General features: G+C 59.5%; 22 protein-coding genes. 10 read left to right on the forward strand and 12 right to left on the reverse strand.

The annotated features are described in order from the left end of the window. The first annotated feature begins 230 nt into the window (after nucleotides 1-230). Genes GSF67_RS04025 through GSF67_RS04035 form a run of 3 tightly spaced genes read left to right on the forward strand, consistent with a single transcriptional unit; the run spans nucleotide 231 to nucleotide 3,521 of the window. The gene (locus GSF67_RS04025; protein WP_006314569.1) at nucleotides 231-686 is read left to right on the forward strand and encodes a MarR family winged helix-turn-helix transcriptional regulator; all 456 of its coding nucleotides are present in this window, start codon (nucleotides 231-233) and stop codon (nucleotides 684-686) included. Further along, on the forward strand, nucleotides 683-2,434 hold the full coding sequence (locus tag GSF67_RS04030) for an MFS transporter (RefSeq protein ID WP_006314570.1): 1,752 nt from the start codon (nucleotides 683-685) through the stop codon (nucleotides 2,432-2,434). Before GSF67_RS04025 ends, GSF67_RS04030 begins: the two co-directional genes overlap by 4 nt. Nucleotides 2,435-2,453: 19 nt before the next feature. Continuing rightward, the gene (locus tag GSF67_RS04035; protein WP_006314571.1) at nucleotides 2,454-3,521 is read left to right on the forward strand and encodes an HlyD family secretion protein; all 1,068 of its coding nucleotides are present in this window, start codon (nucleotides 2,454-2,456) and stop codon (nucleotides 3,519-3,521) included. Between the two features lie 268 nt (nucleotides 3,522-3,789). Here the strand turns inward: GSF67_RS04035 and rplI are convergent, their stop codons facing one another. The 5 genes from rplI to GSF67_RS04060 form a co-directional block, all read right to left on the reverse strand. Further along, nucleotides 3,790-4,365 carry a 50S ribosomal protein L9 gene (gene rplI, locus GSF67_RS04040; protein WP_006314572.1) on the reverse strand — a complete coding sequence of 192 codons (576 nt, stop codon included), beginning with the start codon at nucleotides 4,363-4,365 and terminating at the stop codon, nucleotides 3,790-3,792. Between the two features lie 14 nt (nucleotides 4,366-4,379). Then, nucleotides 4,380-5,354 carry a DUF2232 domain-containing protein gene (locus GSF67_RS04045; protein ID WP_006314573.1) on the reverse strand — a complete coding sequence of 325 codons (975 nt, stop codon included), beginning with the start codon at nucleotides 5,352-5,354 and terminating at the stop codon, nucleotides 4,380-4,382. 183 nt (nucleotides 5,355-5,537) lie between these two features. After that, complete coding sequence (gene rpsR, locus GSF67_RS04050; protein ID WP_003496832.1) at nucleotides 5,538-5,786, reverse strand: 30S ribosomal protein S18; 249 nt, start codon at nucleotides 5,784-5,786, stop codon at nucleotides 5,538-5,540. A gap of 13 nt (nucleotides 5,787-5,799) precedes the next feature. After that, a complete protein-coding gene (gene rpsF / locus GSF67_RS04055; RefSeq protein ID WP_006314574.1) occupies nucleotides 5,800-6,261 on the reverse strand; it encodes a 30S ribosomal protein S6 in 462 nt (153 codons plus the stop codon). Nucleotides 6,262-6,552: 291 nt separating this feature from the next. Further along, nucleotides 6,553-7,596, reverse strand: a complete 1,044-nt coding sequence (locus GSF67_RS04060; RefSeq protein ID WP_006314575.1) for an aldo/keto reductase — start codon at nucleotides 7,594-7,596, stop codon at nucleotides 6,553-6,555. Nucleotides 7,597-7,816: 220 nt separating this feature from the next. On the opposite strand from GSF67_RS04060, the gene fabD reads away from it, so the two are divergent. From fabD to gmk, 7 genes are all read left to right on the forward strand, one after another. Next, nucleotides 7,817-8,761, forward strand: coding sequence for an ACP S-malonyltransferase (fabD, locus tag GSF67_RS04065; RefSeq protein WP_006314576.1), 945 nt, complete (start codon nucleotides 7,817-7,819; stop codon nucleotides 8,759-8,761). Nucleotides 8,762-8,839: 78 nt separating this feature from the next. Continuing rightward, nucleotides 8,840-9,577 (forward strand): 3-oxoacyl-[acyl-carrier-protein] reductase, encoded by a 738-nt coding sequence (gene fabG, locus GSF67_RS04070; protein ID WP_006314577.1) that lies wholly within the window; start codon nucleotides 8,840-8,842, stop codon nucleotides 9,575-9,577. A gap of 351 nt (nucleotides 9,578-9,928) precedes the next feature. Next, nucleotides 9,929-10,165, forward strand: coding sequence for an acyl carrier protein (locus tag GSF67_RS04075; RefSeq protein WP_003502080.1), 237 nt, complete (start codon nucleotides 9,929-9,931; stop codon nucleotides 10,163-10,165). A gap of 251 nt (nucleotides 10,166-10,416) precedes the next feature. Next, nucleotides 10,417-11,679: a beta-ketoacyl-ACP synthase II gene (fabF, locus tag GSF67_RS04080; protein WP_006314579.1), complete on the forward strand. Its 1,263-nt coding sequence runs from the start codon at nucleotides 10,417-10,419 to the stop codon at nucleotides 11,677-11,679. A gap of 364 nt (nucleotides 11,680-12,043) precedes the next feature. Then, a complete protein-coding gene (mltG, locus tag GSF67_RS04085) occupies nucleotides 12,044-13,264 on the forward strand; it encodes an endolytic transglycosylase MltG (protein WP_006314581.1) in 1,221 nt (406 codons plus the stop codon). Between the two features lie 66 nt (nucleotides 13,265-13,330). Continuing rightward, nucleotides 13,331-14,218, forward strand: a complete 888-nt coding sequence (locus GSF67_RS04090; RefSeq protein WP_006314582.1) for a YicC/YloC family endoribonuclease — start codon at nucleotides 13,331-13,333, stop codon at nucleotides 14,216-14,218. Between the two features lie 5 nt (nucleotides 14,219-14,223). Then, a complete protein-coding gene (gmk, locus tag GSF67_RS04095) occupies nucleotides 14,224-14,886 on the forward strand; it encodes a guanylate kinase (RefSeq protein WP_006314583.1) in 663 nt (220 codons plus the stop codon). Nucleotide 14,887: 1 nt separating this feature from the next. Here gmk and GSF67_RS04100 read toward each other — a convergent pair whose 3' ends face one another. The 7 genes from GSF67_RS04100 to GSF67_RS04130 form a co-directional block, all read right to left on the reverse strand. Next, entirely contained in the window at nucleotides 14,888-15,511 is a 624-nt protein-coding gene (locus tag GSF67_RS04100; protein WP_006314584.1) for an alpha/beta hydrolase, read from the reverse strand. Between the two features lie 71 nt (nucleotides 15,512-15,582). Then, complete coding sequence (gene rsmA, locus GSF67_RS04105) at nucleotides 15,583-16,413, reverse strand: 16S rRNA (adenine(1518)-N(6)/adenine(1519)-N(6))-dimethyltransferase RsmA (protein ID WP_006314585.1); 831 nt, start codon at nucleotides 16,411-16,413, stop codon at nucleotides 15,583-15,585. Further along, the gene (pdxA, locus tag GSF67_RS04110) at nucleotides 16,413-17,435 is read right to left on the reverse strand and encodes a 4-hydroxythreonine-4-phosphate dehydrogenase PdxA (protein ID WP_006314586.1); all 1,023 of its coding nucleotides are present in this window, start codon (nucleotides 17,433-17,435) and stop codon (nucleotides 16,413-16,415) included. The genes rsmA and pdxA overlap by 1 nt, the downstream gene beginning before the upstream one ends. 26 nt (nucleotides 17,436-17,461) lie before the next feature. Next, on the reverse strand, nucleotides 17,462-18,409 hold the full coding sequence (locus GSF67_RS04115; protein WP_006314587.1) for a peptidylprolyl isomerase: 948 nt from the start codon (nucleotides 18,407-18,409) through the stop codon (nucleotides 17,462-17,464). A 295-nt stretch (nucleotides 18,410-18,704) separates the two neighbouring features. Beyond that, the gene (locus tag GSF67_RS04120; protein ID WP_006314589.1) at nucleotides 18,705-21,086 is read right to left on the reverse strand and encodes an LPS-assembly protein LptD; all 2,382 of its coding nucleotides are present in this window, start codon (nucleotides 21,084-21,086) and stop codon (nucleotides 18,705-18,707) included. Then, nucleotides 21,086-22,174, reverse strand: coding sequence for an LPS export ABC transporter permease LptG (gene lptG / locus GSF67_RS04125; RefSeq protein WP_006314590.1), 1,089 nt, complete (start codon nucleotides 22,172-22,174; stop codon nucleotides 21,086-21,088). The genes GSF67_RS04120 and lptG overlap by 1 nt, the downstream gene beginning before the upstream one ends. Next, the gene (locus GSF67_RS04130) at nucleotides 22,171-23,340 is read right to left on the reverse strand and encodes an LptF/LptG family permease (RefSeq protein ID WP_006314591.1); all 1,170 of its coding nucleotides are present in this window, start codon (nucleotides 23,338-23,340) and stop codon (nucleotides 22,171-22,173) included. Before GSF67_RS04130 ends, lptG begins: the two co-directional genes overlap by 4 nt. Nucleotides 23,341-23,506: the final 166 nt, after the last annotated feature.

A 23,506-nucleotide genomic window follows, 5' to 3' on the forward strand; every position in this document is an offset into this window, starting at 1 on the left:
ACACTATACGGCAGGCTGGTGTCCGGTCCGCAAAGCTGGATCACATCTTCAGTTGTCCCCAGCAATCCACAGGGGGGTGGGGACAAGGTGCCGGGAATTTTCCGGCAACGTGATTCGCTGCCATGAGTTTACCGCATGGCAGACCCGGCATGAAAGAAACTTGAAAATCGTCAGGCTTAAGAATAAATAGGCAGAAAATAAGTAGTGTGCTAATTATAAGGCTTACTGACATGTCCCGCGAGACCGACAAGGAGCAGCTTCTGGATGAAGTCTCCGCTTTCACCCGCAAACTGCGCGCGTTTTTCGATGCGCGGGTAGGGGAAAGCGGCCTGACGCTTGCCCGTGCGCGGGCGCTTTTTGCGCTCTCGCGGCGCGGTCCGCTGACGCAGACGGAACTTGCCGAGGAAATGGAAATCGAAACCCCGACGCTGGTGCGGGTGCTTGACGGCATGGAGAAACAGAACCTTATCGAACGCCGCTCCGATGAGAACGACCGCCGCGCCAAGCGCATCCATATGACTGAAGAAGGTGAGAAGACTTCGGGCACGGTGCAGGCGGTGGCAAAGTCGCTGCGTTCGGAAATCACCGCCGATATTTCGTCTGAAGATCTGGCCATGGCGCTCGACGTGATGCGCCGCCTTTCGGCCAATCTGCAAAACCTCGCAGCCGGGAGGGCACAATCGTGAGCAGCACATTGCCGCAGACCACAGGCGATGCCACTTCCCAAAATACCGAGGTGACCGCCAAATCCTCCGAGCTTCCGGAAAAGGACGCGACTGTACCGCCAGATACTGCCAGCACGGCCGAGACGATGGTGGAAGCCGCCATTCCCGCCGCGCCACAGCCGGTGGAGCGGCCGTTATGGCTCCGGCTCTGTTTCATCTTTGCCGGCCTGTCGTTTTTCATCACGCAAGGTCTGGGCATGAACCTCGTCATGGCCAATATCTACCAGTTGCAGGGTGAGTTCTCCGCGACGGTGGCCGAGGTCGCCTGGCTTTCCGCCGCCTACATGGCGCCTTATGCCACCTTTTCCATCGCGCTTTTTAAGGTACGGGCACAATATGGCCTGCGGCCCTTTGCCGAACTCTCGATCATCGCTTTCGTCGTTGCCTCCTGCCTCAATCTTTTCGTGACGGACCTGCATTCGGCGATCGTCATCCGCTTCGTCAGCGGCATGGCGGCGGCGCCGATCTCCTCGCTCGGCTTTCTCTATATTCTCGAGGCCTTTCCGCCGGCGCGGAAATTCTCGCTCGGCTTCAGCATCGCGCTGACAGGCACCTTGCTGTCGGCGCCACTCGCCCGCATCGTGTCACCCTCCCTGCTGGAAATCGACGGCTGGAACGCGCTGTATTCCATGGAAGTGGGTTTTGCGCTGATCTCGCTCGCCGTGATCTATGTTCTGAAAGTCACGCCGCCGCCGCGCGCGAAAGTCATCGAGCGCATGGATATCTTGAGCTACGTGCTGTTTGCGGGTGGTCTCGGTTGCCTCGCGGTCATGCTCACGCTCGGCAGGTTTTACTGGTGGTTTGAAACGTGGTGGCTTGGGGCGCTGCTGGCGGCATCCATTGCGCTTCTGACGCTGATGGCCTTCATCGAACTGCCGCGCAAGAACCCGCTGCTTGACCTGCGCTGGATTTTTTCCAAAACCAACCTGCATGTGATGGCTGTGCTGCTTATCTACCGCGCGGTTTCTTCCGAACAGTCCTCAACCGCCGTCAGCTTTTATCAGCAACTCGGTCTTTTGAACGACCAGACGACAACGCTCTACGCCCTTGTGCTGCTGGCGACCGTACTGGGCGGTGCGGCCTGCGCCTGGCTGATGTTGAGCAAATATGTCGATACCGCCCATGTCATTGCGCTCACCCTGATTGCTGCCGGTTCGTTTTTAGACAGCCAGTCCACCAACATGACTCGGCCGGAACAGATGTATTTCAGCCAGATGATGATCGCCTTCGGGGCAGCCATGTTCCTGCCGCCGGTCATGGCCAAGGGCTTTGCGGCGGCCCTCGGTCGGGGAGCGCCCTATTTGGTGAATTTCATCGCCATCTTTCTGTTCACCCAGATCACCGGCTCGATGCTGATGACCGGTCTGCTCGGCAGCTTCGTGACGCTGCGCGAAAAGTTTCACTCCAATATTCTGGTGGAAAACATTCTCCTTACCAATCCGCTGGTTGCCCAGCGCGTGTCCCAGCTTTCCGGGGCTTACAGCCACGTCATTACCGATCCGGCGCTGCTGAAGGCCGAGGGCCTGACATTGCTTGCCCAGCAGGTCAGCCGGGAGGCCTATGTGCTGGCTTATAACGATACGTTTCTGCTCATCTCCGTCGTTTCCGCGCTGGCGCTGGCAGTGCTTTTAATCCACCTTGTCTGGATGCGTGTCCGGCCTTTCCTGTCGCGGGAAAAGACCGATACCGCGCCGGCGCTACAGTCATGAAAATTCCAAGAGTGACAAAATGCTGAAGAAGTTTTTTACCCCCGTTTCCATCCTCGTGCTGCTCGGCGGCATCGCCGGCGTTGCGCTCGTGCTTTACGCCTGGCGGCTGCCGCCTTTCCTGTCCACCGTCGAAATGACCGACAACGCCTTCGTGCGCGGTTATGTGACGACCATGAGCCCGCAGGTCAGCGGTTATGTCGTGGATGTCCCGGTGAAGGACTATCAGGAAGTCAAGCAGGGGACGCTGCTGGCCAAGATCGATGACCGCATCTACCACCAGAAACAGGCGCAGGCGGAAGCCACGCTCGATACCCACAAGGCAGCACTCGACAATTCCCGCCAGCAGGAAAATGCCGCCAATGCCAATATCCGCTCCAGCGAGGCGGCTGTCGACAGTGCCGAAGCCTCACTGAAGCAGGCGCAGCTCGCCTCCGACCGGCAGGATAATCTGATCAAGAGCGGCGTGGGAACTTCCAGCCTTCAGGAAGAAGCCCATGCGGCGCTTGAAAAGGCGCGCGCATCACTGTCCCAGGCGAAAGCGGCGCTCGAGGTTTCCCGTCAGGATTTGCAGACCATCATCGTCAACCGCAGCTCGTTACAGGCGGCCGTCGCCAATGCCGAGGCCGCCGTTGAACTCGCCCGCATCGATCTTGCCAATACCGAGATTCGCGCGCCGGTGGATGGCAGGCTCGGCGAAGTCGGCGTGCGCACCGGCCAATATGTCACCGCTGGCACGCAACTGATGGCCGTCGTTCCGCATGATGTCTGGGTTATCGCCAATTTCAAGGAGACCCAGCTCGCCGGTATGCAGGTGGGCCAGCCGGTGACGATTTCGGTCGATGCGCTGCATCGCCGCAAGCTGACCGGCCATGTGGAGCGCTTTTCGCCCGCCACCGGCTCGGAATTCGCCGTTATCAAGCCCGACAATGCGACCGGCAATTTCGTGAAGATCGCCCAGCGTCTCGGCGTGCGGATCGTGATCGATGCGGATCAGCCGCTCGCGGCGGAGCTTTCACCTGGTATGTCGGTGGTGGTGCATCTGGATAAGAGCAAGGCGCCTGATGGGGCGGAGACGGCGGCGAGGTAGTTGGTAAAGGTTGGAGGGTGTGGTTCACCCCCCTCTGTCCTGCCGGACATCTCCCCCTCAAGGGGGGAGATCAGCAAGAAGCTCTCCCGTTGCTTCATTCTCAAATGTCGAGATTGCCGCGACCTCGCCGCGGGTCGATCTCCCCCCTTGAGGGGGAGATGCCCGGGCAGGGCAGAGGGGGGTAAACCTCTCCGCAAACTCGAAGCTTGCAAACAAAAACCCCGGATGTCGCCATCCGGGGTTTTCCTATGACCACAAGGGCCAGATCTTATTCGTCGTCTTCGTTGCCGTCAGCTTCCGGATCAAAGAAGTCTTCCGGACGCAGGGCATCTTCGTCAACGCCGTAGATGGCGTCAGCGGAGGTGAGGCTTTCGCCCTTGGACTGACGTTCGGCTTCTTCGGCGGAACGGGCAACGTTCAGCTCGACCTGAAGCTCGACTTCGGCGTGCAGGTGCAGGGTAACGTTGTGCAGGCCGATGGTCTTGATCGGCGTGTTCAGTTCAACCTGGTTGCGGCCGATGTTGAAGCCTTCGGCGCCGAGGATTTCGACGACGTCGCGGGCAGCAACAGAACCGTAGAGCTGGCCGGTTTCGCCAGCCGAACGGACGACGATGAAGGACTTGCCTGCAAGCGCTTCGGCAACCGTCTGGGCTTCCGACTTACGCTCGAGGTTACGGGCTTCAAGCGTTGCGCGCTCGGTTTCGAAGCGGGTCTTGTTGGCGGCGTTGGCGCGCAGCGCCTTGCCCTGCGGCAGCAGGAAGTTACGGGCATAACCGTCGCGAACCTTGACGGTTTCGCCCATCTGACCGAGCTTGTTGATGCGTTCGAGAAGAATAACGTCCATCTTCTTGATCCTTTCTATGGTTTGGTTTCGTTCGTTGTGTCGTTTTTCCGTGCCGGCGTCAGAGAGATCGTGCTGCGCACGTCGCTCAGGCCGAGCACGAGAATGATGAACAGCGGAAAGACAAAGACCGCCGAGAGATAAGCGAGGATGAGAACCGGCAGCCGCCAGTCCTTGCCGCGCGCCTTTTTATGCAGCGAGGCGTAACCCGCCATCAGGAAGCCAGCGCCGAAGGTACCGCAGATGACGGCACCAACCATGGCGGCGACGCCCCCGAAGAACATGGCGACGATGCCGCCAAGAAAGATGAAGATCGCATTGCGGTGCATGCGCAGCGCAGAAGCAATGTCTTCGCGCGGGCGAAGGCCCTTGCCGAAGGAGCCGACCAGCCGGGTCGCGACATAATAGGCCGCAAACAGCAGGATGACCCAAAGACCGCCCTGGACGATCGGTAACATCAGCACCAGCAGCGACTTCGTCTGGGTAAGCGCTTCGGCATTGGGTTCGAACAGGGGTTCGCGGTTCTGCACCGAGGTCATCATGATATCGACCATGCGGGCGACGAGATCGGGACCGTAACCAATCATCCAGCCGAGAATGACGACGGCGACGGAGACCAGAATGCACAGATGCAGCACGATGCCGGACAGCGGATACCAGGCGAGCAGATCATCCGGGCCGCCGAGTTCGGAGGCTGGACGGGCCAGATTGGCGAGATGCGAAAGCCAGCCCGCCGGGATCAACGTGAAGATCGCAATGGTCAGCGCAAAAAGCGGCGACATGACGAGCGCGCCGATGATGGCGGTGGTGATGATCGCGATAATAGCGGCGCGGTTGCCCCAGCCCATGCCAGCGATGAAGATGGGCATGGCCGAACCGGCGTAAAGCAGGAAAGAAAGCGACGACTGTGCCGTTGCGCCAAGCGTCAGAAACGCGGCGCATATGCCGGCGAGAACGCCGGAGATCAGCACTGTCTGGTTCAACTTTTGCACGTCGCTGTCCTGCTGAAACTAAAGCAGTTAGAGGATCGCTCCTGAGAGCCTCATCCCCAACATGGGTTTTATGGTATCGATCCGCGCCCAACGCGGAAGGATTACAATTTCGACCGGCTGATTAAGAGTCAGCTGATCGAGAAAACGAGGCCGCGTCAAAAAACGCAGCCTCGCTTCAATTCATTACGCTACGACGTAAGGCAGCAGGCCGAGGAAACGGGCGCGCTTGATCGCCTGGGCGAGTTCGCGCTGCTTCTTCTGGGAAACGGCCGTGATGCGGGAAGGAACGATCTTGCCGCGCTCGGAAATGTAGCGCTGCAGGAGACGAACGTCCTTGTAGTCGATCTTCGGAGCGTTTGCGCCGGAGAAGGGGCACGTCTTGCGACGGCGGTGGAACGGGCGGCGTGCCTGGGAAGAGGATGTATCAGCCATTGGTCAATTCTCCTTATGCACGGTCTTCGCGCGGACGGCGCGGACGGTCTTCGCGGTCGCCGAAGCCACCTTCGCGCGGCGGACGCGGACCACGATCTTCACGCGGGCCACGGTCCGGACGGTCGCCGTCACGGCGCGGACGGTCGTCACGGTCGCGCTTCTGCATCATCGCGGACGGGCCTTCTTCGTGGGCTTCGACGGCGATGGTCATGTAGCGAAGAACGTCTTCGTTGATGCGCATCTGGCGCTCGACTTCATGAACTGCAGCCGCCGGAGCGTCGATGTCCATGAGAGCGTAGTGAGCCTTGCGGTTCTTCTTGATGCGGTAGGTGAGGGACTTCAGACCCCAGTTCTCGACGCGTCCGACTTTACCGCCGAACGATTCGATAACGCCCTTGTACTGCTCGACAAGTGCGTCGACCTGCTGGGCAGAAATATCCTGCCGGGCAAGGAAGATGTGTTCGTAAAGAGCCATTTAAGCTTTGCCTTTCTTGCGTTTCGTCCTTCACCCGGCAACGGCGCTAAGCCTCAACGACTGCTCCTGGTTAGGCGATAAAGCCTTAAAGCAAGAAAAGCGTTGTTCGAGACGGTCGAGAGCGGAGACACGGGAGGCCGGAAAAACCTTATGGTTCCTGCTGTTCCGTTACCGGAACCAGCCCTCCGTTCAGCCACCAGCCAATTGGACCGGGTGTTGTGAACAGCGCGCTTATACGCAAATTTGCCCGGAATGCAAGGACAAAGGGCGAAAAAGCGCGCTGTAATCGTGTCAGATCGGCATCGGATATTGCCGGTGGATCGCCGCAATACCCTTCAGCAGGTCTTCCGACAGGGCCACATCCGCCGCCGCAATATCCACCTTCAACTGTTCCATGGTGGTCGCGCCGATGATGGCAGAGGCCATGAACGGGCGGGTGAGGCAGAAGGCGATGGCGAGCTGGGCCGGGTTTACCCCGTGTGCGGCGGCAAGGTCCAGATAGGCCTTGACCGGCGCTTCCTGATGCGGCTGCAACCGGCCGCCCAGATCCTTGTTGATGGTGGCGCGTGATCCCGCCGGGCGGGCGCCATTCTGATATTTGCCGGTGAGTAGACCCGCCGCCAGCGGCGAATAGGCGAGCAGGCCGACATCTTCGTGATGGGCGACTTCCGCCATATCGAGGTCGAAGCTGCGATAGAGCAGGTTATATTCGTTCTGGATGGTGGCGACGCGCGGCAGGCCGTTGGCCTCGGCAATGTCGATATATTTCTGTGTGCCCCAGGCGCTTTCGTTGGAAAGGCCGATGGCGCGAATCTTGCCCGCCTTCACCAGTTCGCCGAGCGTCTCGAGCTTTTCGGTGATTTCTGCGAGCGTGCGCACCGTATCCTGCCCGGAAGCATCGAAACCCCAGGCGCCGCGGAAATGGTAGGTGCCGCGGTTAGGCCAGTGAATCTGGTAAAGGTCGATGTAATCGGTCTTCAGCCGCGTGAGGCTGGTATCCACCGCCTCGCGGATCGAGGCGGCATCGATGTCGCGACCGCCGCGAATATAGTCGCGGCCCGAACCGGCGACCTTGGTGGCGAGCACGACCTGGTCACGCTTGCCGGTCTTTTCGAACCACGCACCGATATAGTCTTCCGTTCGTCCCTGCGTTTCGGCGGAAACGGGGGTGGTGGGATAAAGCTCGGCCGTATCGAAGAAATTGACGCCGTTTTCGATGGCGTAATCCATCTGCGCGTGCGCTTCGGCTTCGGTGTTCTGCGTGCCCCACGTCATGGTGCCGAGGCAGATTTCAGACACGGAGATGCCCGTGCGACCCAATAGTTTCTGTTTCATGGAGGTATCCCGGTGCTTGGCCAGTTTTGGAAGGTGGTGTGAAACTAATCGGGAATTGCCGCAGTGCAAGAAAAAATATGACTAAAAGAAAGGGGAAAACAGGTTTGTAAAACCCCGGACAATGGCGCGTTATAGGGCTTCAAGCTTGACTTCGCCGGCGGGAATGTGAATGGAAGTCCGAAAGAATAAAGGCAAGGCCAGACAAGAAGGACGACATCCCATGGGTATTGCATTCACATTTCCCGGTCAGGGAAGCCAGGCCGTCGGCATGGGCAAGGAGCTGGCGGATACCTATCCGGAAGCGCGCGCCGTGTTTCAGGAAGTTGACGACGCGCTCGACCAGAAGCTTTCCGATATCATGTGGAACGGACCGGAAGAAACGCTGACGCTGACGGCCAACGCCCAGCCGGCCCTCATGGCCGTCTCGATGGCAGTGATGCGCGTTCTGGAAGCGCGTGGCCTGAAGCTGTCCGATACGGTGTCTTATGTGGCCGGCCATTCGCTCGGTGAATATTCGGCGCTCTGTGCAGCTGGCACGTTCTCGATCGCCGATACCGCCCGTCTTCTGCGCATCCGCGGTAATGCCATGCAGGCCGCCGTACCGGTCGGCGAGGGCGCCATGGCTGCAATCATCGGGCTCGAACACGATGCCGTTTCCGCCATCAGCGAGGAAGCCGGCATTCTCGGCGTCTGCCAGATCGCCAACGACAATGGCGGCGGCCAGCTGGTCATATCAGGCGGCAAGTCTGCCGTCGAAAAGGCGGCGGCGATTGCGTCCGAAAAGGGCGCCAAGCGCGCCATCATGCTGCCGGTTTCCGCCCCCTTCCACTCCGCGCTGATGGCGCCGGCGGCGGAAGCGATGCGCGAGGCGCTGGCGAAAGTTGAAAAGCACAATCCGGTCGTGCCTGTTGTCGCCAATGTGCGCGCCGCTCCCGTTTCCGACGCCAATGAGATTGCCGCTTTGCTGGTCGAGCAGGTGACGGGCCAGGTGCGCTGGCGCGAGACGGTGGAATGGTTTGCCGCCAACAACGTGACCCAGCTTTACGAAATCGGCTCCGGCAAGGTGCTGACGGGCCTTGCCCGCCGTATCGACAAGACGGTGAACGGCGTTGCCGTCAACGGTGCGGCCGATATCGACCAGCTGCTAGCCACGCTTATCGGCTAAGGCGGAAGAGCCCCATAATATTCATCGGGCGCGACAGCGCCAACCATTTGGTCCGAAGCTCTAAAGAAGGAATAGGACATGTTAGATTTGACAGGCCGCAAAGCCCTCGTAACCGGCGCGACCGGCGGCATTGGTGAGGAAATCGCCCGCCTTCTGCACAAGCAGGGCGCAACCGTCGGCCTGCACGGCACGCGCGTTGAAAAGCTCGAGGCTCTGGCGGCGGAACTTGGCGACCGCGTCAAGATTTTCCCGGCTAACCTTGCCGACCGCGCTGAGGTCAAGGCGCTCGGCGAAAAGGCCGAAGCCGAGCTGGAAGGCGTCGATATTCTCGTCAACAATGCCGGCATCACCAAGGACGGCCTCTTCGTGCGCATGAGCGACGAGGACTGGGACAACGTCATCGAGGTGAACCTGACGGCGATGTTCCGCCTGACGCGTGAACTGACGCATCCGATGATGCGCCGCCGTTTCGGCCGTATCATCAACATCACCTCCATCGTCGGCGTCACCGGCAACCCCGGCCAGGCCAATTATTGCGCCTCCAAGGCCGGCATGATCGGTTTTTCGAAGTCGTTGGCGCAGGAAATCGCCACCCGCAACGTCACGGTCAACTGCGTGGCACCGGGCTTCATCGAAAGCGCGATGACCGGCAAGCTGAACGACAAGCAGAAAGACGCCATTATGGGCGCCATTCCGATGAAGCGCATGGGCACCGGTGCCGAGGTTGCGTCGGCCGTTCTTTATCTGGCTTCCAATGAGGCAGCCTACATGACTGGCCAGACCCTGCACGTTAATGGCGGCATGGCGATGATCTAACGGCGCTCCACGCCGTCGTGAAAAGGATTGCGGCGCTGTTTAAGCACCTTCTTGGGTAGCTTGCGCCGCAAGGCCCGACTTGCCGGTTTTCGGCGAAATTGCCTGTCATACGCTGTGCTTAGCGCGTTTTCAGGCTTTTCGACCGATTGAAACCATGTTAAGCGGGCCAAGACTGTGAACAGTCGTCCCGGAGAGACAGGAAGCCGTTGCGATTTTGCGTGACGATGTCTAGCTTGGACCGGGTTGAACGGGTTTGCCAGCGGTGCCGGATTTGAACGGCGCATGAGGGCTTCTAACAGGGCAGGGTGCCGAAAGGCATTCCCTTTCAAAATAAAGGTCGAGGAAACCGACATGAGCGATATCGCAGAACGCGTAAAGAAAATTGTAATTGATCATCTTGGCGTTGACGCCGACAAGGTTGTCGAAGGCGCCAGCTTCATTGACGATCTGGGCGCTGATTCGCTCGACACCGTTGAACTGGTCATGGCTTTCGAAGAAGAATTCGGCGTTGAAATTCCCGACGACGCAGCTGACTCGATCCTGACTGTCGGCGACGCCGTCAAGTTCATCGAGAAGGCCCAGGCCTGATCGACCTTCATCGGGAAGGTGACATATCTTCCCGTCTTGGCCCGGCTTGTCCGGGCCAATGTTTTATAGGCAGCCGGTACGTGCCCCGAAGGGTGTGCGTTCCCGATGTCGCAATGGGTCACGGGCCGCGACGGCGCTGCCTGTAACCTTCATACAAAGATTAGACATACTGCAGCCTGCCGTGCGTGCTATCCCATGGTGCCCGGTGTTGCAGAAAGACCGATGATTTGGATAAGGGCGGAGCATTGGCGATGAGGCGTGTCGTTATCACCGGTACCGGCATGGTATCTCCTCTTGGATGCGGAACGGAAGTGACCTGGGAGCGGCTTTTGGCCGGCCAGAACGGCGCCCGTCTCGTGACTGAATTCGAGGTCGAAGACCTGCCCGCAAAGATCGCCTGCCGCATTCCCGTCGGCGACGGCTCCAACGGCACCTTCAATGCCGATGACTGGATGGAGCCCAAGGAACAGCGCAAGGTCGATCCTTTCATTCTCTACGGCATGGCTGCCGCCGACATGGCGCTTGCCGACGCAAACTGGCATCCGGAAACGGACGATGATCAGATCGCTACCGGCGTTCTGATCGGCTCCGGCATTGGCGGTCTGGAAGGCATTGTCGAGGCGGGTTACACGCTGCGCGACAAGGGCCCACGTCGCATTTCTCCATTCTTCATTCCCGGCCGTCTGATCAACCTCGTATCCGGTCAGGTTTCCATTCGCCACAAGCTGCGTGGACCGAATCATTCCGTGGTAACGGCCTGCTCGACCGGCGCACACGCTATCGGCGACGCCGCCCGACTGATCGCGCTTGGCGATGCCGAGGTCATGGTCGCCGGTGGGGCCGAATCGCCGGTCTGCCGCATTTCGCTCGCCGGATTTGCCGCCTGCAAGGCGCTCTCTACCCAGCACAATGACGATCCGCAAAAGGCCTCGCGCCCCTATGATCGCGACCGCGACGGTTTCGTCATGGGCGAGGGTGCCGGCATCGTTGTTCTCGAAGAACTCGAACACGCCAAGGCGCGCGGCGCGAAGATTTATGCCGAAGTCGTCGGTTATGGCCTGTCCGGCGATGCCTTCCACATCACGGCTCCGTCCGAGGACGGCGACGGTGCGTATCGCTGCATGTCCATGGCGCTGAAGCGCGCTGGCCTCACGCCTGACGATATCGACTATATCAACGCCCACGGCACCTCCACCATGGCCGACACCATTGAACTCGGCGCGGTCGAACGGCTTGTCGGCGAATCGGCTCCGAAGATTTCCATGTCGTCCACCAAGTCGGCCACCGGCCATCTTCTCGGCGCTGCCGGCGCGATCGAGGCGATTTTCGCGACGCTTGCGATCCGCGACAATATCGTTCCGCCGACGCTCAACCTCGACAATCCCGATGTCGAGACGAAGATAGACCTCGTGCCGCACAAAGCCCGCAAGCGGCAGGTCAATGTGGCGCTTTCGAATTCCTTCGGTTTCGGCGGCACCAACGCATCGCTCGTGCTGCGTCGTTACGAAGCATAATCGCGGCGGCGACCCGCCGTCGCAGAGGGTGTCCCGCGCCGCAAGCCGTTCGTGGTTTCTGCGGCGCTCCCTGCGGGGCACTGACAAGCATGTTCTTTCCTTTGAAGAACAGATTGCGGCTTGCGAAAGCCATTCCGCTTTTCGCGCCGATATTGTAGTCGTTTATGGAAGGCGTTTGCCGGTTCGGGATATCATCCGGCCGCGAACGGCTTTCTCCAGCGGCTTTGTCCGAAACGATGGTCGTGAAGCGCAATATCAGGGCTTCACGATATCTCCATGTGGTGCGGGACGGCATTCCGAACCTGTTTTTGCCGCATTACCTGCGCAAAAAGCGCTGACAACGCCGAACTGAAAAGGACCGACGGTGAGCGACACGAATCAGAACAGCCAGGGACCATCAGGACAAAACGGCGCGGGCGAAGGCAATCGCGGCCCGATCATCCCAAAGTCCCCGACCGAGGCGCTGCGGCCGGAAAAAGTGCCGGCGCCGCCGAAGCGTTCCCGCAAGGCTCATGGCCAGCTGGTGATCTTCCTGAATTTTCTGATGACGCTTGCCGTTGCCGTCTGCGTGCTGGCCATTGCCGCCTTCTATTACATGATCAATGCGTTTCAGGAGCCCGGTCCACTCGAAACGAACACCCATTTCACCGTCCGCAACGGTGCTGGCCTCATCGAGATCGCCAATAATCTCGAACGCAACGACATCATCTCCAACGCCCGCGTTTTCCGCCTCATGACCGGAAGCTATCTGCAGAAGGATCAGACGCTGAAAACCGGCGAATATGAGATCAAGGCCGGCGCTTCGATGAAGGACATCATGCTACTGCTCGAATCCGGCAAGTCGATCCTTTATTCCGTATCGCTGCCGGAAGGCCTGACCGTGAAGCAGATGTTCGCGCGCCTTGCCGCAGACGAGGTGCTGGATGGCGAACTGCCCGCGACGCTGCCGCCGGAAGGCAGCCTGCGCCCGGATACCTATCGTTTCACCCGCGGCACCAAGCGCGAAGAAATCATCAGCCAGATGAGCGCGGCGCAGGACAAGCTGATCGACATGATCTGGGAGCGACGCGATCCCGACCTGCCGATCAAGACCGTCGAGGAATTCGTGACGCTCGCCTCGATCGTCGAGAAGGAAACCGGCAAGGATGACGAGCGCGCCCATGTCGCCTCCGTCTTTTATAACCGCCTGAAGAAGGGCATGCGCCTGCAATCCGACCCGACGATCATCTACGGTCTGTTCGGTGGCGACGGTAAGCCTTCCGACCGGCCGATCTACCAGTCGGACCTGCAGAAGCAGACGCCGTTCAATACCTATGTCATCAAGGGCCTGCCGCCATCGCCCATCGCCAATCCGGGACGGGCAGCACTTGAGGCAGTCGCCAATCCATGGCGCACGGATGACCTTTATTTCGTGGCCGATGGCACCGGCGGACACGTCTTCGCCAAGACGCTTGACGAGCACAACGCCAATGTCCGCCGCTGGCGCAAGATCGAAGCCGAAAAGGCTGCTTCCGGTGGCAATCCCGATGTTGTCGTGGATGGCCAACCCGGCGGCGCCGAGGCGGAAAAACCTGCCAACAACTGATAATCTCTACCGGGCCTTGTCATCCACAAGGCCCGTTTTGCGCTGCATGACGGGGGGCTTCCAGATATGACATTGCAATCGATGACCGGCTTTGCGCGCAGCGAAGGAACCTCCGGCCGTTACCGCTGGGCCTGGGAATTGCGTTCTGTGAACGGCAAGGGGCTCGATGTGCGCCTGCGTCTGCCGACCGGTCTTGAAGCACTCGAAACCGGCCTGCGCGAAATTGCGAGCGAGCATCTTTCCCGCGGCAATATTCAGGCGGGCCTGACGTTGGCGATTGCGGAAAACCGGCTTGAGGCGGTGATCAACCGCGATGCGCTGGCCGCCGTTCTGGCACTCAAGAAGGAGCTCGGTGATGTCGTCGATGACAAGCCGCTGAGCTTCGATACCTTGCTCACCTTGCGCGGTCTGGTCGATTTCCGTGAGGCGGAAGACGATGCAGAAGCGCAGGCAGCGCGCAATGGCGATGTGCTTGCCGGTTTCGCCGCTGCCGTGGAAAAGCTGAAGGACATGCGCGAGCGGGAAGGGGCGTCGCTGTTTGCCATCCTCTCCGGCCATATCAACCGTATCGAGCAGCTCGTGGACATCATCGAGAATGATCCATCCCGCCAGCCCGAGCAGATCGCGGCACGGCTCGCCCAGCAGATCGCCCTCATCGGCGACGGCATGCACGGGCTCGACCGCGACCGCCTGCATGCCGAGGCGGCGCTGATCGCCACCAAGGCGGATCTGCGTGAAGAGATCGACCGGTTGCACGCCCATGTCCAGGCTTCACGCGAACTGTTGGAGAATGGCGGACCTGTCGGTCGCAAGCTCGATTTTCTTGCACAGGAATTTAACCGCGAGTCGAATACAATCTGTTCCAAATCGAATGCCAGTGCGGTAACCGCAGCGGGCATAGAGTTGAAAGTGGTGATCGACCAGTTTCGCGAACAGGTCCAAAATCTGGAGTAGACCCCATGGTCCCGGTGAATAATTCTCCCGTCACGATTGCCCGTAGAGGGCTGATGCTGGTGATTTCTTCGCCATCGGGCGCAGGCAAATCCACGATCGCGCGTAACCTGCTCGAAAAAGACAAGAATATCAGCCTGTCCGTCAGTGTGACGACGCGTCCGCGCCGCCAGAGCGAGATCGAAGGCATCCACTACCACTTCATCTCCAAGCGTGATTTCGAGCGCATGCGCGATGGTGACGAGCTGCTGGAATGGGCAGAAGTTCATGGCAATTTCTACGGCACGCCGCGCGAACCGGTCGAAGCGGCGATGGCCGCCGGCCGCGACATGCTGTTCGATATCGACTGGCAGGGCGCCGAGCAGCTTCAGGACAAGATGAAGGCCGACATCGTCTCGATCTTCATACTGCCGCCGACCATGACCGAGTTGCAGTCACGCCTGCACCGTCGCGCCGAAGATAGCGAAGAGGTCATCAAGACCCGCCTCCTCAACTCCCGTGCAGAGATCGAACATTGGCGCGACTATGACTATGTCATCCTCAACGACGACCTGCAGGCCGCCTTCGAGGGCATAGAGGCGATCGTCAAGGCCGAACGCGTCCGCCGCGACCGCCGCCACGGCATGTTCGACTTCGTGCGGTCATTGCTCGAGGAAGAGCCGAAGCTCTGATTTACGCGATAGGCAAGCGTGCCAGCCATTGACGTGACAATCTTTCGTCTGCCGCGTCTTCCGCCCAGCCATGGCCCGTATTGATCGTCTCCAGCACGGCATCAGCGCCGGCTGACGTCAGTTGCTCGGACAAATGCGGAGCATCGGAGGGGTGACGCCGATCGTCGCTGGCGCCCGCAAGCAGGAGTACGGGATACCCCGCAAGGTTCGGAAGAGATTGATCCTTCCTCGGAGATAACGGGCGAAGCAGGATGGCGCCTTTGGACAGGTGATGCGCCTGACATATCGTTTCAGCCGCGATGATCGCGCCGTTCGAATATCCGACGAGAATCGGTCTTCGCCCCGTTTGCTGAAACACAAAGGCGACGAAGTGGCACAGTCTGGTTGCCTGATGTTTCAGATCGTCAATATCGAGTTCTCTGTCGGGTTTTCTGCGAAAAAATGCGAAACCATTCTCCCAGGCAACAGCGCCTCTCGGCGCATAGAGTGCACCCGTGGGAAAGACCGCACGGCCAAAAGAAATGAGGTCATCTTCCGTTCGTCCCGATCCATGCAGCAGGACGATAGCGCAATCGGGCGTTCCGGCGGGAATATCGAGCTTATAGTGAAAACCGGCACTCTCCACGCACTTGTTCCTCTATTCGCAGGTATCCACGAGCCCTTGGCGCCGTTCGGAACAGCGAGCAAGTGCAGAATTTACAGGCAGTTCGCCAGCGTCACGAATTCTTCCACCGAGAGCGTTTCCGCCCGCCGCGTGGGATCGATGCCCGCCTTTTCCAGCAGGGTTTCTCCACCAAGGCTCTTGACGCTCTGGCGCAGCATTTTGCGGCGCTGGCCGAAGGCCGCCTCCGTAACCCTTTCAAGTTTGGCGACGTCGCAGGGCAACGGCTTGTCCTTGGGCAGCAGATGCACGACCGTCGAGGTCACCTTCGGCGGTGGGCTGAAGGCCTGGGGCGGAACGTCGAAGGCCATTTCGGAAACGGTGCGCCAGCCGGCGAGAACGCCGAGGCGGCCGTAGTGATTGTCGCCTTCTTCGGCCACGATGCGCTGGCCCACTTCCTTCTGGAACATCAGCGTCATGGAGAGCCAGAAGGGCGGCCACTCCCTCGGCAGTAGCCAGTTGACCAGCAATTGCGTGCCGACATTATAGGGCAGATTGGCAATGATGCGCACAGGCTCGCCAGCGGGAACCAGCGCCTCGAAATCCGTCTTCAGCGCGTCGCCCTCGATGACCTCGAGTCGTCCGGGATAATGCGCTTCGATTTCCGCGAGAACGGGCAGACAGCGGCTGTCGCGCTCGACGGCTATGACCTTTTTCGCGCCAAGCGACAGAATGGCACGGGTGAGGCCGCCGGGGCCGGGACCGACCTCGATCACCGTCACCCCATCGAGCGGTCCGGCGGTGCGGGCGATCTTCTGGGTCAGGTTGAGGTCGAACAGGAAATTCTGACCAAGCGATTTCTTCGCATCGAGCCCGTGGCGCTGGATGACATCGCGCAGCGGCGGCAGTCCATCGATGGCGGCCATTACGCGCCAACCCGGCTGCGGGCATAAATCTCCGCTGCCATCTTCAGCGCCGCGACAAGGCTCGTCTCACTGGCAATGCCCTGGCCGGCAATGCCGAAGGCAGTGCCATGGTCGGGTGACGTGCGGATGAAGGGCAGGCCGAGCGTGACATTGACCGAATCGTCAAAGCCGAGCGCCTTGGCCGGAATGAGTGCCTGATCGTGATACATGCACACCGCCACGTCATAACGCTTGCGGGCGGCATCGTGGAACATGGTGTCGGCGGGCAGGGGGCCGAAGGCGTCGATGCCGTCCTTCCGCAACCGTATGGTCGCGGGATGAACCACATCACGATCCTCGGTGCCGAGCGCGCCATCTTCACCCGCATGCGGGTTGAGACCGGCGACGGCGAGGCGTGGCGCCGCGATCCCGAATTTTTCCCGAAGGTCCGTATCGATAATGCGGCAGGTTGTTACAATCAGCTCTTCAGTCAGCGCGGTTGGCACATCCTTGATAGGGATATGGATAGTGACAGGCACGACCCGAACCTTGGGGCCGGCGATCATCATCACCGGTGTTACCGGCTTGCCCGTCTGACGCAGCGCGAGATCGGCCAGGAATTCCGTATGGCCGGGAAAACCGAATCCGGCTTCGTAAAGCACGGATTTCGCAATCGGATTGGTGACGACAGCCGCAGCCCTGCCTTCAACCGTCAGGGAAACGGCCATCTCGATGGCCTTGATCGTCGCGTGGGCAGCGCCGACATGCGGCTGACCCGCCTGCACGTCAAACCCGACAGGAAGAGGAAGGATGGGGAAAGCGCGCTCGAACAGGCTAACGGCGCTTTCCGGATCGCAGGTCTCGATATTGACCGGCACGCCGATCAGCGCCGCACGGCTCGCCACCACATCGGGATCGCCGATGAAGATAAATGGCGGCACGCCGTTCTCCCTGCGCTTTGCCCAGGCGTTGATGGCGATATCGGGGCCGATACCGGCTGGATCTCCCTGGGTCAGGGCAAGCGGCAGGGATGCATGTGTCACGGAAAGACCCGGCTCTCGTATCAATATCAGGTGTTGACGATCTGCGCCTTCTTGCGCAGTTCCTCGATATATTTCTTCTCGTTCGGGTTTTCGCCGTCCTTGGCCTTCATCAGGTCTTCAGACTTGAACACCATTTCCGCGGCATAGTCGTCGGAAACCTGACGTTGCTTGCAGATGGCCAGATATTCGACGCCCTTCTCGGTCACACGCGTGCCGGTGGTGCCGCCTTCCTTGGTTTTCTCCACCAGCGCCTTCCAGTCTTCCGGCAGTTCCGGCGCGAGAATGCGTCCGAGATCCTTGATCGCCACGTCACGCATGGTCGCGGCAAAGCTCATGGCCTGGTCGCAGCCAGGATAACGCTTGCGCGAGGCTTCTGCCTCGGCCTTGCGCTTGCCGGTGATGGCGTTGCGCTTTGCTTCCGGGATGACGAAGATGACCTGCTGCAGAAAATATTCCGTGGTTACGGGCTTTTCGCCGCGTTCCTTCAGGCGGGTGACGAGATCCTGGTTCGACATCTTGCCGCGGGCGCCATAACGGGCGTTGACGAGGCGCGGCCAGCTCATCTGAACGGCGATGAAGGCTTTGAAGTGCTCGGCGCCAACACCCGCCTGTGCAAGAACTTTTGTCAGTTGCTCGGGCTTCATTTTATTATTGCCGGCAAATCGCGCGAAGGCTGCATCGACGTCCTGCGTACTGACCGACATCTTCACGCGCGCAATCTCTTCGCGCTTCAGAGCCTCGTCGACCAGCTGTTCGCGAGCTTTTTCGTTGAGATTGCCCGACTGGCGCTGCAGCTTCAGGAAGGCAACACGTCTTGCAATATCATCGTTGGTGATGGGCGTCTTGTTGACGACGATCTTGACGGTACTGTCGGCGAAGGCCTGGCCGGCATAAGGCACAACGGCCATGGGAACGGCGAAAATCGCAAAGGCAAAAGCAGCGCCACGCAAAGCCGACTTTCCGAAATTCATCATATGCTTCTCCCTTTCGTCGGCCAGGGTCCTTGCCCTGTTCCGCCAATCTGTTCCGCCCGAAGCGGGGAGTATTCAACTCCCCGGCTTTTCAGACCTGCACCTGCGCATCCGCACCGCGAATTTGCCACGTATATATCATCGCGATCCGCAAGACGGCAATGTGTCGGTTTGTTGAAAGAAAACCCTATAGGTTTCATGTCCGGCCGACACTGGCGTGTTGTTGCGGCAAAACCGTGGCTTTACTGAGCAAATGGCAAAAAGGCAGGCCACGATGCTGCGTGACCTGCCTTTAAACTCAGTAGTTGTTTGGTTTCCAGCCGATGTCCATGTCGTTCCAGTCCTCATTGGCCGAACCGACGCTGACGTCGCCGAGCGTGCGGAAGGCGAGGCGCGCATTGATCGACCAGTCATTGGCGGCCTGACGGCTGGAATTGATATTGCCCTCGTCGGAATAGCTGACCGTCAAGATCGTGCATTCGTCCTGATAGGCAATGCCGATACGACGCTCTGCGGCAAATTTTCCGTTCAGATCGTAATTGATCGAGCCGAACAGCGACCAGTTGTCGTCCATGCGCAGCGAACCGGAAGCCTGGATGATATCGCGGTTTTCGTTATATCCGTATTCCGGCTGTGCCTTGACCTGCGTATAGCTGAGCTTGCCGTTGATGCGGCGATCCGAATAGCTGATGCCCGTTTCAGACCGGTTGATTTCGAAATTGTCCTTGTCGAGACGCAGGCTCGAGGACAGCGAAAGACCGATCGGTGCATCGAAGGCGGCCATGGCGACATAATCCGAACGATCGGATTCGAGGCCGGAATTGGCGCCGACATTCAGCAGGTCGTAGGAGGCGAAGGAATTTTCGCCCGCCAGATGGAAGGACTGACCGGCAATGGCGCGGATGCCGTAACCATTGTCGAACGTGCCGTTATAACGGAAGCCAATATTCGCACGCGTGCCGCCTTCGATCCGGTCGAAGCCGGAGAACTTGTCACGCTCGAACAGGTTGGTGGCGTCGAACACGAAGGCCTGCGCATCCTCGTTCGGGAAACGACCGGCATATTGTTCGTTCGGCCGCACGAAGATTTGCGCGATCGGCTCGATGACGTGATTGCTGTTCAGCGCCGTGAATAGCCATGGGTAACGCAGTTCGAGGCCCCCGGTAACCATGCCGCGCAAAGCTGCGTCGTCATTGATCATGCCTTCATAGGCATAGGACGTACCGCCGGAGGTGAAGCTTGCCGCGGTCATGTCGGTCCACAACGCGTCGCCGCGCGCCGCGAGGATCGGCGTGATCTGCAGGCCGCTATCCATCGTGATGGTGCGCTTCCATTCCGCTTCGGTGGTCCAGCGCGTATACGACCCTTCCAGACCGTTGAAGCGCGGGAAACCGCCCATCGCGTAGGAATCCTGCGTGGAGCGGCTGATGCTCGTGAAGTTCGTCGTCAGCGAAAGTTCGCCGCCATAGATCGGATCCGGCAGGAAGTAACGATAGTCTACAACAGGATGAACGATCGCCTGCTTGCGTTCCTTCAGCTCCGAATTATCCGTGTCCTGCACATTGAAGTAATAACCGCGGGCATCGAAGCTGTTACGCTCGCCAGTGCCCGTCAGATAAATCTGATTGGTCTGGACGTCGTTCTTGTAGCCCTTCAGGCTATAGGTACGCGAGAAGTTGTTGTCGGACTGCACCATGGCGTCCCAGCCGAAAGCCCAGCGTGGGTTGATGCTGAAATCACCCTTGGTCGCCACCATGCCGCGCTGATCGTTCAACGCGTCACTCGTTCCGGAGATGAAGGTATCCGAAGACTGCTGGCTGATGCCGGCGATCGTCAGCGTGTGCATGCCGGTCTCGAAACGCTGGCGCAATTCGGCCTGAAGGAGCAGACCCTGTTTTGTGTAGTAGGTCGGCGTGACCGTGAGGTCGGACGTATCGGACAGAACCTGGAAATAGGGAACACCGATACCGAAGCCGAGCTTGTTGGTCATGCTCATCTGCGGGAACAGGAAACCGGACTTCCGCTTGACCGTATTATCCGGAACCGTGAGGAACGGGATATAAGCGATCGAATGGCCGAAGAGTTGCAGGCGGGCCTTTTCCAGCCGCACCGTATGGGTCTTGCCGTCCTGAATGACGCGCTCAGCCTTGACCTGCCACAGCGGCGCCTTTTCGGGGCGTTCGGCGCAGGGCAGGCAGGCGGTGTAAACGCCGTTATTGAGGACCATCGTGTCGCTGTTGAGACGCTCAGCGCTTTCACCCGCGATACGGGTATTATCCGTGGTCTCAACGCGCAGGGCATTCACGAAGCCCTGGCCGAAATCGTCGGTGACGTCCATTTCGTCGGCATAGATCTTGTTGCCGCCCGGCTCGATCAGTTCGATGTTGCCATGGGCAATCACGCGACCGGTCTGCTGGTTGTATTCCACTTGCTGGGCCACCATGCGGTAGCCCGAATAATTCATGCGAACCACACCCTTCGCGATGACGCGCTGGGAATCGCGGTTATAGGTCAGTTCATTTGCTGTAAGCAGGAGTTTCGAATCGTCTTGGCTTGCCGACGCAAGCAGTCCATCCTGGCCGAAAGCGACCGGGCTGGATGCCAAATACGCGCACACAGCGGCACCTGTCAGAAGGGCCGTCCAAAGCCGCCTGATATTCCCGCGGTCATATACCGCCACTAGCCGTCCTCCTGATGAAGCAGAATGGTTGCCCCCAAAGCCAACGCCACGATAACTGGAACCCAGACCGCAACGGTGGGAGGGACAACACCACCACTCCCGAATGCCCTTACGAGCACGGTTACTACATAAAGCACGAAGCCGGAAACGATTCCACCCAGAATCACGGAGCGCGACTGGGCGAAGCGGCTGAACTTTAATGAAACGGTCGCGGCGATCAAGGTCATCGCGACCAGAAGAAGGGGCGTCGATAGCAGGAAATGATACTGCGTCTCAAGCGCCTTTGAAGATAGTCCAAAGGACTTTGCAACTTCGATCTTGTGAGAAAGGTCAAAGAAAGCAACGGTTTCCGTCTGCGTCATGCGCTCCTGGACGAATTCCCGTCTCAGATTGGTACTGATCTGCATGCTTTCTTGCCGAACTGGCACATGTCCGGCGCGCGTTTCCGAAACGCCGTTAAGAAGCCAGTAACCATCTTCCAATTTAGCCGACTTCGCATCCTTCCGCGAGACGATGTTTCCGTCCTTGTCGACGTCGATGAGAACCACGTCGAGAAGCATCGTTCCGTTGTCTTCGAAGCTCTTGGCGCCGATGATCGTATCCTTGCCGCCGCTCGACTGGCGCATCCACGGAATGATCTCCTGCTGGCGACCGCCACCTGCGTCGTTGCGCAGGCCGGCTTCCATGGCCAGCGACTTGTTCTGGCCCCACGCGGCGATGGGGTTGAGGACCATGACGGACAGGATGCCGATGAAAACCGCGCCGAGCACGAAGGGGAGGATGAATTGCCAGGCGGAAATGCCCGCGGCACGCGTCACCACCAGTTCGTAACGCCGGTTGAGCGAGATCAGCGTCGTCATGCCGACGAAAAGCGCGATGAAAGGAACGGTCTGCTGCAGGATCAGCGGCAGGCGAAGCGCGGTCAGGCCAAGCGCAGCCGGAACGGAATAACCGGGCAGGCCGGACATGCGCCGTGCCGTCTCGCTGAAATCGGCGAGATAGATGATCGACGACACGCCGAGCACGAACCAGATGGTCGTCATCAGATATCGCTTCAGGAAATACCGGGCGAGCGTGTTGAAAATCATGTGTTACCGCTCCCCGAGTTTTTCACCATCCGGCTGGAGAAGAGACGGCGCAGGCGACCCGCCGCATCCACGATCACCTTCGGCATTTTCGGCTTGCGGCCGGTCATCAGCACGAAGGCGGCAGCGGCACCGCTGAGACCCGGCACGGCATAGACCAGCGGAATGAAGGCAGCACTCTGCTTGACCTGATTGGTGACGTAAAAACCGAGCCAGCGCAGCATGAATGCCGTTACCAGCGCGGCGACCATCGGATGCAGGCGCGCTTCGCGGTGCGACCGGGAATCGGCTGCGATGGTGAGCGAAATCAGCGCGAAGGCGAAGGCGAACATCCAGTCCGACAGGCGCTTGTGCAACTCGCTGCGGAAGGTCTCCGGCGAGCGCTTGTAGCTCGCATTGTTCTCGTCCGGCGAGAGGAGGAAGCCGAGGCTCGCATCACCGGGCGAAAGCGACGGCTCCGAATCCTGCTTTTCCGACATGGTCGAAAGGTCGAAGGCGTAGGACAGGAACTTGACGATCGAGACCTTGCCGTCGGGCGTCTTCTGCTGCACTTCGCCGTCGCGCATGGTCAGCGACGTGCCGCTTTCATCGATCATGCCTTCCTTGGCATAATAGATGAGGTCGAAATTCGGATCGCGGCGGTCGGCCACGAACAGGCCCTTGAGGATACGGCCCTGCCGCTGGGCGATCTGCACGTAAAGGCCGTCCTGAATGGTGCGGAAGGTCTTCTCCTCGATGACCGAAGACAGCAGGTCGGCATAAGCGGCGGCCACCATCTGCCGGGCGGAGTTGCGGGCCGGCGGTTCGATGAAATTGGTGATAGTGAAGGAAAACAGGCTCAGAACGGCGGCCAGAATGAGAACCGGGCGATACATCACTGAACGCGGCGCTCCGGCCGCATCGATGATGGCAAGCTCGGAATCATTGTTCATCGTCGTGAAGATCTGGGTGATGCCGATGACAAGTGCGAAAGGCAGCACGACGGGGATAAGCGTCGGCAGGATCATCGTCGCGAGCGCCATGAAGGAACCCATCGACTGTCCCGTATCGGTCACGAGATTGATTCTCTGGAGAACCTGGATGGTCCAGATGATGGCCAGCACCGGCAACAGCGCGACCAGAAACATCTGCGTTGTCCGCCGCAGGATATAGTTCTCGAGAAGCTTCATACGGCCCTGTTCGATATTGTTTTTACGTGCGATCGCTCGCCGAATTTCCGCCTATCTAATCGCATCGTTGGCAATTGGCTATTCCGGCATGCTCACAAATATGTTTTGCGCGATGATTTTTCCACGCCCTGTGTCTTTTTGTGGAACAAGCTGTCGGTTTCATGAC

This window comes from Agrobacterium sp. CGMCC 11546 (assembly GCF_013365515.1).
GTDB classification, from domain to species: Bacteria; Pseudomonadota; Alphaproteobacteria; order Rhizobiales; family Rhizobiaceae; genus Agrobacterium; species Agrobacterium fabrum.